We start from the raw sequence: 15,232 nt of genomic DNA, 5'->3' as shown, positions 1-15,232 counted from the left end.
GAATCGATCCAATTTCGCTGCATTCGACGGCCTGCAACGCGTCTCGATCCCTAACATGCGGCAAAGCGCGGCGGAACTGTCTGGACCAATCGATCAGCGGCAAAGCTGTTGAAGACGGCTCGGAACGCTTCGTCTTTCCCGAACGGTCCCGGTGCAACGCCGGCTCGATAACCCTGGGGGCGGTCCGCCAGCCTTGCCGAGCGCTGGCGCCGTTCAGGCCGCCTGCGCTGCCCTGCCCTTGAGGTCGATGATGTCGACCGGCACCAGCACGTCAGCGTCGGCCGAAGATTCGGGCAGCACATGCGCCCAGGTCAGGATTTCCATGCGGCCGTCGAAATGCTCGACCACCGCCGTGCAGCTTTCTACCCAGTCGCCGGTGTTGATGTACTGCACCTCGCCATAATTCTCGATGGCGGCATGGTGGATGTGACCGCAGATCACGCCGTCGACATGCGAGCGCCTGGCTTCCTCCGACAGCACGGTCTGGAACGAGCCGATGAAGTTCACCGCCTTCTTCACCTTGACCTTGGCCCAGGACGAGAACGACCAGTAAGGCAGGCCGAGCAAATGGCGCAGTTTGGTCACCACCCGGTTGATCAGCATCGCGGTGTCATAGGCATAGTCGCCGAGATAGGCGAGCCAGCGCTGGTTGTGCACCACCGTGTCGAACTGGTCGCCATGGATGACCAGCAAGCGCCGGCCGTCGGCGGTTTCGTGGATGGCGCGGTCGGCAACGACGATGCCGCCGAAATGCACGCCCTGGAACTGGCGGGCGAACTCGTCGTGATTGCCGGCGATATAGGTGATGGAGGCGCCCTTGCGGGCCTTGCGCAGCAGTTTCTGCACCACGTCATTGTGGCTTTGCGGCCAGTGCCAGCTGCGCCGCAGCCGCCAGCCATCGACGATATCGCCGACGAGATAGATGATTTCGGCGTCGTGATAGCGCAGGAAGTCGATCAGGAAATCGGCCTTGGCCGCCTTGGACCCGAGATGCACGTCGGAAATGAACAGCGCGCGGAAAGTGCGGGGCTCTGGGTCTGACATCACGATTTTACCCTTTGCTTTCGCGTGCCTATGCCCCGATTCATGCAACAACCGTATGACGGTTGCGGTTGGTCCAGCCCAGGCGCTAGCTTGCACGCAACGCATTCAGGAGAAAATCACCATGGATCTGGGCATTCGCGGCAAGAAGGCCATCGTCTGCGCTTCGAGCAAAGGGCTTGGAAAAGGATGCGCGATGGCGCTGGCGGAAGCCGGCGTCGATCTCGTCGTCAACGGCCGCAACGCCGAGCTCGTGGCGAGGACCGCCAAGGAGATCCGCGACCGGTTCGGGGTCGAGGTGACCGAAGTCGCCGGCGATGTGTCGAAGCCCGACGTGCAGAAGGCGATCCTTGCCGCCTGCCCGGACCCGGACATCCTGGTCAACAACAATGGCGGCCCGCCGTTGCGCGATTTCCGCGAGCTCGACCGCACGAAAATCCTCGAAGGCGTGACGCAGAACATGGTGACGCCGATCGAGCTCATCCAGGCGGTGATCGACGGCATGGCCAAGCGCGGGTTCGGCCGCATCGTCAACATCACCTCGCTGTCGGTCTATGTGCCGATCCCCGGCCTCGATTTGTCGTCCGGCGCGCGCGCCGGCCTGACCTCGTTCCTGGCCGGCGTGGCGCGTACGGTGATCGACCGCAACGTCACCATCAACAGCCTGTTGCCCGGCAAGCTCGACACCGACCGCCTGCGCGGCCCGCATGAGGCAGGTACCGTTGAAGACCCGGCCGCGGCCGCCGCGCGCAAAACCCGGATCAGCGCCGACGTGCCGGCAAAACGCCTCGGCACGCCGGAGGAGTTCGGCCAGATCTGCGCCTTCCTCTGCTCGGTTCATGCCGGCTACCTGACCGGCCAGAATATCCCGGTCGATGGCGGCCTCTACGTCAGCGCGTTCTGACGAGCCGCTATTCATCCGCCCGAAACTCTCGCGCCAACCGGCTGGAATTGATTGACTATTTCTGCTCCGGCATTGTGAAGGCCGGAGCCCGAGATTTTGGCGTCGCGAAATTATTGGCTCATGCTAAAAGGCTCCAAACCAGTATCGCAGGGAGGGGCCGCAATGGACGGCGAGAACAAGAAAACGGCCCGGTCGGACCTCGACGAGGCCGCCCTCTTCTTCCACAAGCACCCGACGCCGGGAAAGCTCGAGATCCAGGCCACAAAACCGCTCGGCAACCAGCGCGACTTGGCGCTTGCCTATTCGCCCGGCGTGGCGGCGCCCTGCCTGGAGATCCGCGACGATCCGGCCACCGCCGCCGATTACACCGCGCGCGCCAATCTGGTCGGCGTCGTCTCCAACGGCTCGGCCGTGCTCGGGCTCGGCAATATCGGCCCACTCGCCTCCAAGCCGGTGATGGAAGGCAAGGCGGTGCTGTTCAAGAAATTCGCCGGCATCGACGTCTTCGACATCGAGATCGACGCGCCGGAGATCGAGCGCATGGTCGAGACGGTCGCAGCACTGGAGCCGACCTTCGGCGGCATCAATCTCGAGGACATCAAGGCGCCGGAATGCTTCGAGGTCGAGGAGCGGCTGAAGGCCCGCATGGGCATTCCGGTCTTCCACGACGACCAGCACGGCACGGCGATCATCGTCGCCGCCGCGGTGCTCAACGGACTGGAACTGGCCGGCAAAAAGATTTCCGACGTCAAGATCGTCACCTCCGGCGCGGGCGCCGCCGCACTTGCCTGCCTCAACCTTCTGGTCTCGCTCGGCGCCAGGGTCGAAAACATCTGGGTCACCGACCGCTTCGGCGTCGCCCATAAGGGCCGCGTAGAGGAGATGGATCGCTGGAAAGACCCCTATGTGAAGGACACCGCGGCGCGCACGCTGGCCGACGTCATCCCCGGCGCCGATGTCTTCCTCGGCCTTTCCGCTGCCGGCGTTCTGAAGCCGGACCTGCTCCAGCACATGGCGCCGAAGCCGCTGATCCTGGCTTTGGCCAACCCCAATCCCGAGATCATGCCGGAAGTGGCGCGGGCCGCCCGACCGGACGCCATGATCTGCACCGGGCGTTCCGATTTTCCCAATCAAGTCAACAACGTGCTTTGCTTTCCTTACATCTTCCGCGGCGCGCTCGACTGCGGCGCAAGCGCCATCAACGAGGAGATGAAGATGGCGGCGGTCAGGGCGATCGCCGCCCTTGCCCGCGAAGAACCTTCGGATGTCGCGGCGCGCGCCTATTCCGGCGAGACGCCGATGTTCGGCCCCGATTTCCTGATTCCTTCGCCCTTCGATCCGCGCCTCATCCTGCGCATTGCGCCGGCGGTCGCCAAGGCTGCCTGCGATACCGGCGTCGCGACGCGGCCGATCGCCGACTTCGCCGCCTATATCGACAAGCTCAACCGCTTCGTCTTCCGCTCCGGCCTGGTGATGAAGCCGGTTTTCTCCTCCGCCAAGGCTTCCAGCGCCAAGCGGGTGATCTATGCCGACGGCGAGGACGAGCGCGTGCTGCGCGCCGCGCAGGTCGTGCTCGAGGAAGGGATCGCCGAGCCGACCCTGATCGGCCGACCGCATGTCGTCGAAGTGCGCTTGAAGCGCTACGGGCTGCGCATCAAGCCAGGCGTCGACTTTGCCCTGATCAACCCCGAGGACGATCCGCGCTACCGCCACTATGTCGATCTCCTGATCGAACTGGCCGGCCGGCGCGGCGTCACGACGGAAGCCGCCCGCACCATGGTGCGCACCGACAACACGGTGATCGCGGCCCTGGCGCTGAAGCGCGGCGATGCGGACGCCATGATATGCGGCCTCGAGGGCCGCTTCGAGCGGCATCTGCGCAACGTGACGCTGATCATCGGTCCCCGCGCCGGCATCCAGGACCGGGACCTCTCGACGCTGTCGATGCTGATTTCGCAGCGCGGCATCATCTTCCTCACCGACACCCATGTCTCGGTCGACCCGACGGCGGAGGAGATCGCCGAGATGACGGTGCTGGCGGCGGAGGAAATCCAACGCTTCGGCATCGAGCCGAAGGCGGCGCTGCTGTCGCATTCGGATTTCGGCTCGCGCGATTCTCCGAGCGCGCTGAAGATGCGCCGGGCAGCGGAAATCCTCGGCCGCATCGCGCCCGATTTGCAGTGCGACGGCGAAATGCATGCCGATACCGCGTTGTCGGAGCATCTGCGCCAGCGCGTCTACCCGCATTCCAGGCTGAAGGGCGAGGCCAATCTGCTGGTCTTCCCGAACCTCGATTCGGCCAACATCACGCTGACGGCTTTGCGTGCCATGATGGACGCGCTGCATGTCGGGCCGATCCTGCTCGGCACCGACAAGCCGGCGCACATACTGACGCCGTCGGTGACCTCGCGCGGCGTCGTCAACATGACCGCGCTTGCCGTCGTCGAGGCGGCGCACAAGGCGCAGGCGCTCGTCGATCTGGGCTAGGCTCTAAGAAAGCTAAGCCTCTCAGGTGGGCGCGAAACGGAAATGCCCCGTCCGCCTGAAGACATAGAGCGTGTCCTCCTCGCGGGCGCCCTGGCCGATATTGTGGATGACCAGCGGCCGCTCCGGCGCCTCGTCCGAGCGGTTGGTCGAGACGATGGCGATATGCGTCAGATTGCCGGGCAGCATCTGTGTGACGAGATCGCCCGGCTGGTAGTCGGCGGGACCCTCGCTGACGGCAAAGGATGCGCCTCGCCGTGCGAAGAACACTGCGAGATTGGGCACGCGGCGGTGATCGATGTTGGTGTCCGTCGATTTCAGGCCCCAGGCCTTCGGATAGGCGGCGAAATTGGCGGCCATGTCCTCATGCACCAGCCTTTGCAGGTCGAGCTTGAAGGCGCGGCGATAGGCGCGGATCACAACATCCGTGCACACGCCCCGGTCCTCAGCGACATCGCCGCCGGGATAAGGGATGCGAGTGTAAGTCGGGTCGTAGATGGTGGTGACACCGATCTGCTCACGCGCGGCATCGACCAGCTTGCCAGGCCAGTTTGGCACCGCCCGCGGTTTGGCGGCCATGGCAGCGGGCATTGCCGCGGGTATCGCCGCGCACAGGAGGCCGAGCTGTAGTGCGGTTCGACGGGTGATCGCGGTCAACTCTGGCCTCGGCATCGCTGGAGCCAGGGGATTTTCCAAGCCGAATACGTCTTTTTTGCTCCTTTCGCGTGCAACTTTCATGCACAGGAAGGTCCCGCGTGTTTCGAGCAGTGGTGCCACACCGGTCCGCCCATCCTGTTCAGGTCGTCCCCGGCTGTGATTAAGGTCGCCTTTGGCTGTAAATTGAGGAAACGGTTAACCGCGAATCCGGTAGCATCCCGGCAGACGTGCGAGCGGGGTTTGGCAAAATGGCAGGAGGGCTTAGGCTGACCCACCTGGTAGCGCTGCTGTCAGCGCTTGCCGGTTCAACCGTCGCCGTATCCGAACCGCAGGCTGCCTCGCGCACATGCCGGCAACTCGAAGCCGAACTCGCCGCCACGCGCGGCGGTGGTGGAGGCCCCGGCCTCGTCCGCAAATATGACGACGCGATCGCGCGCCAGCGCGAGCAGCTTGCCAAGGCCCGCGGCCGGGCAAGCGATGCCGGTTGCGGCTTCACGCTGTTTTCGCGCAATGTCAGCCAGTGCGCGGCGATCAATGCCTCTGTCCAGCGCATGAATGCCAATCTCGATACGCTTCAGGCCAAGCGCGACCGGCTCTCCGCCGGCGGCGGCACGCGGCGCGACCGCAGCCGCATCCTGGCCGCCCTCGATGCCAATGGCTGCCGCGGCGACGAGATCGCGCCGCGCCGCGCCCCGCTTCAGGAGGCCGCCCGCGACAATGGCGGCGGCAATCTCTTCGAGCAGCTTTTCGGCCGGCAGGACCAGCAGTTGGAAACGCCGGAAGCTCCCGACGGCCCGGACCTGGCGGAGGTGCCGCTCGACGATCCGAGCGAACGCAACATCCGCCGCGTCATCAACCAGCCGGACGGCATGGACCTGCCGCGCCCTGGCGGCGAATTCCACACGATGTGCGTGCGCACCTGCGACGGGTATTTCTTTCCGATGTCCAACGCCGCCTCAATCGGCGATTTCGAGCGCGACCAGAAGAATTGCGAATCGAGCTGCCCCGGCACCGAGATGCAGGTCTTCTATTCGCGTGGAATAGACGACGATTCGGGGTCGATGACGTCCTCCGCCGACGGCCGCCCCTACAGCGAGCTGCCGACCGCTTATCTCTACAAGCAGGCCAATTATTCGCGGTCGCCAAGTTGCGGCTGCAACGCGCAGGCCGGCAACGGCAATTTCACGATCATCGGCGGCAACCCGCCCAATCCCGAACAGTCGCAGCCGGAGGGCGGAGTGACGCCCTTCATCCCGGTGCCCGCGAACAAGCCCGATCCGGGCGCCGATCCCGAAACGCTCGCCAATGCCGAAGGCGGGCTCGACCAGGATGCGATCAAGCGGCTGACCACCAAGGCGCCGGTCTCGCCGGTCTCGATGCTGCCGCCGGATCAGCGCAAGGTCAGGGTCGTCGGGCCAGCGTTCCTTCCCGACCCATCAGCGGCAATAGATCTGAAAGCTCCGGCCCCGAAGTCCGCCCCGTGAGCGCCAGCCGCAGCGGCATGAACAAGGGCTTGCCCTTGCGTCCCGTCGTTTCCTTGATCTTGCCGGTCCAGTCCTTCCAGACCGTGCCGTTCCACGGCTCCTCCGGCAGCACGTCGAACGCCTGATTGAGGAAATCGCGATCCTCGCCGGAAAATTCCGCCGGCTCCTGCGGACCGTCGCTCAGGATTCGCCACCAGGCGAGCGCGTCCGACAGGCGGTCGAGATTGCCGCGCACGGCCATCCAGAACGGCTCGGCCTTGTCGCTGGAGATGCCCAGCACCATCAGCCTGTCGCGCGCTTCCTCGAACGGCATGTGATGCATCAGCGTGCGGTTGAGCACGAAGAGCTCGTCCGGATCGAACTTGGAGGCGGACTTGGAGGTCGCCGCCGGGTCGAAATGACTGGCAAGCGCATTAAGGTCGTGCGCTGCGGTGACATTCTCGGACGTGCCGACGAGCACGGCTAGCGAAGCCACCGCCATCGGCTCGATGCCGTCCTCGCGCAGGCTTTCGATCGACAGCGCGCCGGTGCGCTTCGACAGCCCCTCGCCCGTGGTCGTGGTGAGCAGATTGTGGTGGCCGAAGACCGGCGGCTCGGCGCCGAGCGCCTTGAAGATCGCAATCTGCACGCCGGTGTTGGTGACATGGTCGTCGCCGCGGATGACATGGCTGACGCCCATCTCGATATCGTCGACCACCGAAGGCAGCGTATACAGATAGGTGCCGTCCTCGCGCACCAGCACGGGATCCGACAGCGAGGCCAGATCGACGGTCTCCTCGCCGCGCACCAGGTCGTTCCAATGCACGTCCGTGCGCTCAGGCTGCAGCGGATCGCTGGTGAAATTGGGCAAAAGGAAGCGCCAGTGCGGCTTGCGCCCGTCCGACTGGTATTCGGCCACCTGCTCCGGCGTCAGCGTCAGCGCCTCGCGGCCGTAGACCGGCGGCAGGCCGCGCGTGCGGCGCACCTTGCGGCGCAGATCGAGCTCTTCCGGCGTCTCGTAGCAGGCATAGAGCACCCGCGCCGCCTTCAGCCGTTCGACCGCCGCGTCGTAAATCTCGAAGCGGCGCGACTGGTATTCGGTGACATCCGGGAAGATGCCCAGCCAATGCAGGTCGTAAAGGATGGAATCGGCATATTCCTGCTTCGAGCGGGCAATGTCGGTGTCGTCGAAGCGCTGGATGAAGCGGCCCTTGTTGTTCATGGCGAAAAGCCAGTTGAACAGCGCGGTGCGCGCATTGCCGATATGGATGCGGCCGGTCGGCGATGGGGCAAAACGTACGGTGACTGTCATGAGCGGGGCGTAACGGATGCTTTTGGTGTTGACAAGCGCGCCCCCCGCGCAACCGCAACAGATAGTGCAAGCCAGCTAAAATGAAAAGCCGCCGGCCCAGCACGCTTCGCGGCAGACTGATAAACCGCGTCAAGTGCCTGCGAAGCCGGGCTTCTCATGTCCCCGTTATCCACATGTGTGACACACAAGATGTTGGGGTCATAAAAGCTACGCAAACGAATCCTTGACGGGTCGGAACGAGTCGCCTTTTATAGGTCATGCGCTCCTGTTGCGGGCGCGACCGGAGAGTTCTGAGGCCGGTCTTTTTTCCCGGATTTTGTGCGTTTTGCCCGAATTTCCGCCTGTTCACGAGGCCGGCGGAAGCGTTGGGATCGTAGGGGCTTGGGTGGGCGAAAGGGAGAATTGTCGGCCTGGAAAAAATGATCTGTTAACACTATATTTAGTGTTTGCAGGCAGGCTCGACGCTAGATAGTGTGAACCTCCCTCTACGGAGGGAATCGACAAAAGTTTCAGTTTCGAGGGACCCGCGGGTCGGCCGGCAACCTGGGTAAGCGCCTGGAAAGGCGTTTTCTTGTCTGCATGGCTGCGCCCGCGACCAGGAGAGTGTCGGCGTCGCCTGCGATGCCGGCAAACGGCGGATTGCGCTTTTCGCTCAGCGGGGGAGAAAACCCCAGGCAAAAGCGCTATATATAGATAAAAGGGATCGGACCAATGCGCATCGAGCGTCGCTTCACCAAGCCAGACCAGTCTGCCTATGCGGAGATCGAATTCCGCAAGGCTCTGTCGGAGATCAAGAATCCCGATGGCTCGGTGGTGTTCCGTCTGGATAACATCGATGTGCCGGCGCAGTTCAGCCAGGTCGCGGCCGACATCCTGGCCCAAAAATATTTCCGCAAGGCCGGCGTGCCGGCGCGGCTGAAGAAGGTCGAGGAGAATGACGTCCCCTCCTTCCTGTGGCGGTCCGTCGCCGACGAGGCCGAGCTCGCCAAATTGCCCGAGGCCGAGCGCTACGGTTCGGAAACCGACGCCCGCCAGGTCTTTGACCGTCTTGCCGGCACCTGGACCTATTGGGGTTACAAGGGCGGCTATTTCAAGTCCGAGGACGACGCGCGCGCCTTCCGCGACGAGCTCGCCTATATGCTCGCGACCCAGCGCGTCGCGCCGAACTCGCCGCAATGGTTCAACACCGGCCTGCACTGGGCCTATGGCATCGACGGTCCGAGCCAGGGCCATTTCTATGTCGACCCCTTCACCGGCAAGCTGACCAAGTCGAAGTCCTCCTACGAGCACCCGCAGCCGCATGCCTGCTTCATCCAGGGCGTGCAGGACGACCTCGTCAACGAGGGCGGCATCATGGATTTGTGGGTGCGTGAGGCGCGCCTGTTCAAATACGGCTCCGGCACCGGCTCGAACTTCTCCATGCTGCGTGGTGAAGGCGAGAAGCTTTCCGGCGGCGGCCGCTCGTCCGGCCTGATGAGCTTCCTCAAGATCGGCGACCGCGCTGCCGGCGCCATCAAGTCGGGCGGCACGACGCGCCGCGCCGCGAAAATGGTCATCGTCGACGCCGACCACCCTGATATTGAGGACTTCATCGATTGGAAGGTCAATGAAGAGCAGAAGGTCGCCTCGCTGGTGACCGGCTCGAAGATCGTCAAGAAGCACCTCGAAGCCATCATGAAGGCCTGCGTCAATTGCGAAGGCCATGACGACGACTGCTTCGACCCGGCGCTGAACACCGCGCTGAAGCGCGAGATCAAGGCGGCCAAGAAGGATGCCGTGCCGGAGAACTACATCTACCGGGTCATCCAGTTCGCCCGCCAGGGCTACACCTCGATGTCGTTCAAGACCTACGACACCGACTGGGATTCGGACGCCTATCTCACCGTCTCCGGCCAGAACTCCAACAACTCGGTGTCGCTGAAGGACAATTTCCTGCGTGCCGTGGAAGCCGATGGCGACTGGCAGCTCACCGCCCGCAAGGACGGCAAGGTGCTGAAGACGCTGAAGGCGCGCGATCTGTGGGAAAAGATCGGCTACGCCGCCTGGGCTTCCGCCGATCCGGGCCTGCACTTCAACACGACGATGAACGACTGGCACACCTGCGCCTCCGCCGGTGCGATCCGGGCCTCCAACCCGTGCTCGGAATACATGTTCCTCGACGACACGGCCTGCAACCTCGCCTCGATCAATCTGCTGCCCTACCGCAATGCCGACGGCACGATCGACATCGCCGCTTACGAGCACACCGTTCGGCTGTGGACCGTCGTGCTCGAAATCTCGGTGATGATGGCACAGTTCCCGTCCAAGGAGATCGCCAAGCTCTCCTACGACTACCGCACGCTCGGCCTCGGCTACGCCAATATCGGCGGCCTGCTGATGACGTCTGGCATTCCTTACGACTCCGACGAGGGCCGCGCCATCTGCGCCGCGCTCACCGCGATCATGACCGGTATGGCCTATGCCACATCGGCCGAGATGGCGTCCGAGCTCGGCGCCTTCCCGGACTATGACCGCAACGCCCAGAACATGCTGCGCGTCATGCGCAACCACCGCCGCGCTGCATACGGAGACAAGGACGGCTACGAGAAACTCGCCGTCAATCCGGTGCCGCTCGTCGCCGCCGACCTGAAGCAGCAGGCGCTGGCCGAGCATGCCCGCGCCGCCTGGGACCGCGCCATCGAGCTCGGCGAGGAGCACGGCTACCGCAACGCGCAGGCGACCGTGATCGCGCCGACCGGCACGATCGGCCTCGTGATGGATTGCGACACCACCGGCATCGAGCCCGACTTCGCTTTGGTGAAGTTCAAGAAGCTCGCCGGCGGCGGCTACTTCAAGATCATCAACCGCGCGGTGCCGGAAGCGCTGCGCACGCTTGGCTACTCCGAAAGCCAGATCGCCGAGATCGAGGCTTACGCGGTCGGCCACGGCAACCTCAACCAGGCGCCCGGCATCAACCCCGGCTCGCTGAAGGCCAAGGGTTTTACCGATGAGAAGATCGCGGCGCTCAACGCGGCGCTGAAGTCGGCCTTCGACATCAAGTTCGTGTTCAACCAGTGGACGCTGGGCGCCGACTGGGTGAAGGACACGTTCGGCTTCACCGACGAGCAGCTCGGCGACGTCTCCTTCGAGATGCTGCCGGCGCTGGGCTTCTCCAAGAAGGACATCGACGCCGCCAACATCCATGTCTGCGGTGCCATGACGCTGGAAGGCGCGCCCTTCCTCAAGGCCGAGCACTTGGCCGTTTTCGACTGCGCCAGCCCGTGCGGCAAGATCGGCAAGCGCTCGCTCTCGATCAACAGCCACATCCTGATGATGGCGGCGGCGCAGCCCTTCATCTCGGGCGCCATCTCCAAGACCATCAACATGCCGAACGAGGCGACGGTCGAGGACGCCAAGAACGCCTACATGCTGTCCTGGAAGCTGGCGCTGAAGGCCAACGCGCTCTATCGCGACGGCTCGAAGCTCTCGCAGCCGCTCAATGCCTCGCTGCTCGCCGATGGCGAGGAGGATGAGGACGAGGCGGTCGAGCAGCTGATCGCCGCACCGGCCGCGCAGCGCGCCGTGCAGGTGACAGAAAAGATCGTCGAGCGCGTGGTGGAACGTCTCTACCGCGACCGCGAGAAGCTGCCGAACCGCCGCAAGGGCTACACCCAGAAGGCCGTCGTCGGCGGCCACAAGGTCTATCTCAGAACCGGCGAGTTCGACGACGGGCGTTTGGGTGAGATCTTCATCGACATGCACAAGGAAGGCGCCGCCTTCCGCGCGATGATGAACAACTTCGCCATCGCCATCTCGCTCGGCCTGCAATATGGCGTGCCGCTGGACGAGTATGTCGAGGCCTTCACCTTCACCAAGTTCGAGCCGGCCGGCATGGTGCAGGGCAACGACGCCATCAAGAACGCGACGTCGATCCTCGACTACGTGTTCCGCGAGCTCGCGGTGTCGTACCTCGCCCGTCACGACCTCGCCCATGTCGACCAGTCGGACTTCGACAAGACGGCACTCGGCCGCGGCATCACCGAAGGCAAGGCGACGCCCTTCTCCAAGGGCCTCTATCGCGGCGCCTCGCCGGTGAAGCTGGTGTCGGCTGCCGGTTCAGACCCGAAGGGTTTTGGCGGCTCGGCCCCGACCACGTCCCCTGCCCGCGCCGCACCGACCGCCTTTGCCGGCTCCAACGTGCTGGCGCTGAAACCGGCCAGCGACGAGGCGCTCGCCTACAAGCGCGACTATGAGGAGCGCGCCCGGGAACTGGCCGAGGACATGATCGAGGAGGAAGCCGAAGCCGCCGGCGGCGCCGAGGCACTGTTCACCGACGCCGCGGCCAACGAAGCCGCGGAGGCGAAAAAACTCGCCGCGACCCGCCGCCAGCAGTCGCTGCTGCAAGGCTACACCGGCAACGAATGCTCCGAGTGCCACAACTTCACCATGGTGCGGAACGGCACCTGTGAGAAGTGCGACACGTGTGGCAGCACGAGCGGGTGTAGCTGAGTAGCTGAAATTCTAGACGTAACAGTATCGGCCCGGTCGCAAGATCGGGCCGATTTGCGTAGACGATCAGCGAGCACAAATGATCGACCACATCACCATCGAAGTGAGCGACCTCGCCAAGAGCAAGCTCTTCTACGAAAAGGCCTTTTCGCCGCTGCGCTACAGCCTGTCCTTCGGCAAGGAAGGCATCTTCTGGGCCTTCGATGTCGGCAATGCCTGCCTGTTCGAGATCCAGAGCACGGGCGAGACGCCGCCGCTCACCCATCTGCATGTCGCTTTCCGGGTGAAGAGCAAAGCCGAGGTCGATGCGTTCTACCGGGCGGCGCTTGAGGCTGGCGCCGCCGACAACGGCGCGCCGGGGCCGCGTCCGGATTATGGCCCGAATTACTACGCCTGCTTCGTGCTCGATCCCGACGGCTACAACATCGAGGCGATGATCAACGAGGCGTAGTGTGGCGGCGCCCTCTCCGCTTCGTCATTCCAGGGCGGAGCAAGGAGCGAAGCGACGCGCGCAGACCCTGGAATCCATTCCGTGACTTCGAAGCGTTGCCACGATGCAGAATTCTGCTCGGTTTGCACTCTGCGCCCAGGTCACGGAATGGATCCTCGGGTCAAGCCCGAGGATGACGAAAGCGCGGGGCGAGGCGTGACGCGCGCCCTCTTCTTCTCCCCTTGTGGGAGAAGGTGGATCGGTGCGACAGCGCCGAGACGGATGAGGGGTGTTCCAGCGGAGTGAGACGCTGGCGTTCCCTGGAGCACCCCTCATCCGTCGCCTTCGGCGACACCTTCTCCCACAAGGGGAGAAGGAAAAAAGCGCCTCAGTCCGCGTCGGCCATCATTTGCCCGCCACCCAGCCACGCACGCCATTGGCGCTCGTCGCCATGGAAGACGTTGAGGTCGATGCGGCCGCTGACGCCATGCGACAGACCCGAGCCGGAATACTGCCAGAACAGCCATTTGCGGCCCGGATAGACTTTTGACGGATGCGCCGCCACCGCGCGCAGCCAGAACGGATAGTCCGGGAAGGCGCCGCGCAGATTGTCGCGATAGAAATCGGGGCTGGTGTAGATGATCGGACGCTGGCCGTAATGACGCTCCAGCTTGTCCATGAACACCTGCATCTTCTCCAGCACTTTTTCACGCGAGGGGCGCCGCTGGCAGGAGGAATCGCCGTTCCACTCGACGTCGATGACCGGCGGCAGCGCGCCGTCGACCTTCGGCACGTTGCGGATGAACCAGTCGGCCTGCTCGCCGGCGGTGCGGCACCAGTAGAAGAAATGATAGGCACCGCGCTTCAGTCCGGCGGCGTCGGCATTGCGCCAGTTCTTCATGAACATCGGGTCGAGATGGTCGCCGCCGTCGGTCGCCTTGATATAGGCGAAGTTGGCGCCTTGGGCACGCAGCTTGCTCCAGTTGATGTCGCCCTGCCAGCGCGAGACGTCGACGCCGTGAACGGCCAGATGGCGCGGCGAAGCACGACCGAAATTGATCGGCTTGGCGTCGCGGAACGCGTAACGGGTGACCGGGCCGGCAAGCATGGCGGGCGCCGCGCGCGACAACCGCTTCGGCGGCGAGACGAGCGCGGCCTCCTGCACCGGCGGCTCGACGCTGTCCGGAAGGCCCTGCGGCGGGAAGTTCACCGTCTCCTCCTCGGCAAGGCCGAAGGGGCGCGAGTTCTCATCGTCCGAACTGGCATTGTCCTCATCGAGCAGCGGCGCCGGCGGGGTGAAACGCGTCTCGCCCGACATCGAGGCCGTCTCGACGGTTTTCTCCGTGACCGCGGTCCTCACGCCCTTCGAGACAGGCGCGCTCGGCCGCACGACGGAACTCGTCGTCTCGCTGGACGGCATCTGCAAGGCATCGACGCCCGACGTGGACGAGCAGCCGGCAAGGCAAAGCGATGCAAATAGGAAACTGACGACCCCTGAAATCCGCATCTTGACCTGTACGCGATACAAAACAGACCGAAGGCAGTGAGGGCGCCGCCGGACAATCAGGCCATTCCTAACGAGAAATTACCAACAAAGTTTGAATCAAAATTTACCTTTGACCGGACCGGGCGATTCGCGACGGTTGCCGAAGAGGTTCTGGTCAGCGCCTGAACACGCCGATCATCGGTCCGAGATTCCAGAAATCGTCATTGCGGCCGATGCCGGGCGCATAGAGGCTCGAAATGGAGCCGTCGAGGAACAGCGCGTTGGGGCAGCCGAGCTGGTCGCGGAACAGCCGCGCGAATTCGTGAAACGTCACGACCTCGTTGGAGATCGCGAAGATTGCGACGCCATCGGCGCGCACGCCCACCCCATCGCGGATTTTGCGCGAGGTGCCGTCGGCCTGAAATTTTGGATGCAGCTTGCCGTCGATGACCAGCATCGGCCCGGACTGGGTGGCGTAGTCCACGCGCGGCGGACGCTTCAGGTAATCCCTGGTCGCGCGAACCCCTGCCTTGCCGGCGCTGAGGTAGAAGATGCCGTTGGGCTGCATGGAAAAATTGCCGCTTCCCGAACCGGTCTTGGCCGGCCTGACCTGCTCGCCGCGCTCGACATAGAGCCCGACCGGGGCGAGATCGGGATGATACATGCCGGCGTTGATGCCGAAGAGCATGGTGCGCCCAGACGCTTGCTCGGCCATGCGCAGATTGTGCAGCGACCGGTAGAGCTCGCCATTCTTGTTCTTCCAGAACAGCTCGATGGAAAAATGCTTCGGATCGGTTTCGCAGACCAGGTACGTTGCGTTCTCGAAGGCCTGGTTGCGGCAGGGCGGCAGCGCGGCCAGCCATTGGCCAAGGCCCATGCCGGCGCCAACGGCGGCAGGCACCGCCGACTTCACCAGCGTGGCCAGCAAGGGCACCGCGTTCAGCACTGTTGAAAGATCCATGAGCGT

General features: G+C 64.1%; 10 protein-coding genes. 5 read left to right on the top strand and 5 right to left on the bottom strand.

Features of this window, described 5'->3' with window-relative positions:
• Positions 1-213: 213 nt before the first annotated feature.
• A complete protein-coding gene (locus KVT37_RS15680; RefSeq protein WP_112098494.1) occupies positions 214-1,044 on the bottom strand; it encodes a UDP-2,3-diacylglucosamine diphosphatase in 831 nt (276 codons plus the stop codon).
• 121 nt (positions 1,045-1,165) lie between these two features.
• Between KVT37_RS15680 and KVT37_RS15675 the strand changes: the two genes are divergently transcribed.
• Together KVT37_RS15675 and KVT37_RS15670 are read left to right on the top strand one after the other, a co-directional pair.
• Positions 1,166-1,945 (top strand): SDR family oxidoreductase, encoded by a 780-nt coding sequence (locus KVT37_RS15675; RefSeq protein ID WP_217574541.1) that lies wholly within the window; start codon positions 1,166-1,168, stop codon positions 1,943-1,945.
• A 162-nt stretch (positions 1,946-2,107) separates the two neighbouring features.
• Positions 2,108-4,432: an NADP-dependent malic enzyme gene (locus KVT37_RS15670; protein ID WP_217574539.1), complete on the top strand. Its 2,325-nt coding sequence runs from the start codon at positions 2,108-2,110 to the stop codon at positions 4,430-4,432.
• A gap of 21 nt (positions 4,433-4,453) precedes the next feature.
• Here KVT37_RS15670 and KVT37_RS15665 read toward each other — a convergent pair whose 3' ends face one another.
• Entirely contained in the window at positions 4,454-5,008 is a 555-nt protein-coding gene (locus KVT37_RS15665) for a DUF1287 domain-containing protein (protein ID WP_254634054.1), read from the bottom strand.
• Between the two features lie 326 nt (positions 5,009-5,334).
• Between KVT37_RS15665 and KVT37_RS15660 the strand changes: the two genes are divergently transcribed.
• The gene (locus KVT37_RS15660) at positions 5,335-6,570 is read left to right on the top strand and encodes a DUF2865 domain-containing protein (protein WP_217574535.1); all 1,236 of its coding nucleotides are present in this window, start codon (positions 5,335-5,337) and stop codon (positions 6,568-6,570) included.
• On the opposite strand, the gene gltX is transcribed toward KVT37_RS15660, so the two are convergent.
• Complete coding sequence (gene gltX, locus KVT37_RS15655; protein ID WP_217574533.1) at positions 6,488-7,861, bottom strand: glutamate--tRNA ligase; 1,374 nt, start codon at positions 7,859-7,861, stop codon at positions 6,488-6,490. The genes KVT37_RS15660 and gltX overlap by 83 nt on opposite strands.
• Positions 7,862-8,572: 711 nt before the next feature.
• Between gltX and KVT37_RS15650 the strand changes: the two genes are divergently transcribed.
• Together KVT37_RS15650 and KVT37_RS15645 are read left to right on the top strand one after the other, a co-directional pair.
• A complete protein-coding gene (locus KVT37_RS15650; protein WP_217574531.1) occupies positions 8,573-12,349 on the top strand; it encodes a vitamin B12-dependent ribonucleotide reductase in 3,777 nt (1,258 codons plus the stop codon).
• Between the two features lie 79 nt (positions 12,350-12,428).
• The gene (locus tag KVT37_RS15645; RefSeq protein WP_217574529.1) at positions 12,429-12,800 is read left to right on the top strand and encodes a VOC family protein; all 372 of its coding nucleotides are present in this window, start codon (positions 12,429-12,431) and stop codon (positions 12,798-12,800) included.
• Between the two features lie 367 nt (positions 12,801-13,167).
• On the opposite strand, the gene KVT37_RS15640 is transcribed toward KVT37_RS15645, so the two are convergent.
• On the bottom strand, positions 13,168-14,286 hold the full coding sequence (locus KVT37_RS15640; protein WP_217574527.1) for a GH25 family lysozyme: 1,119 nt from the start codon (positions 14,284-14,286) through the stop codon (positions 13,168-13,170).
• A 154-nt stretch (positions 14,287-14,440) separates the two neighbouring features.
• A complete protein-coding gene (locus KVT37_RS15635) occupies positions 14,441-15,226 on the bottom strand; it encodes a phosphodiester glycosidase family protein (RefSeq protein WP_217574525.1) in 786 nt (261 codons plus the stop codon).
• Positions 15,227-15,232 lie beyond the last annotated feature (6 nt).

This window comes from Mesorhizobium sp. GbtcB19, from assembly GCF_019091085.1.
GTDB lineage: Bacteria > Pseudomonadota > Alphaproteobacteria > Rhizobiales > Rhizobiaceae > Mesorhizobium.
Note: the sequence above shows the minus strand (reverse complement) of the source record. Positions and strands in the feature narration are given on the sequence as shown.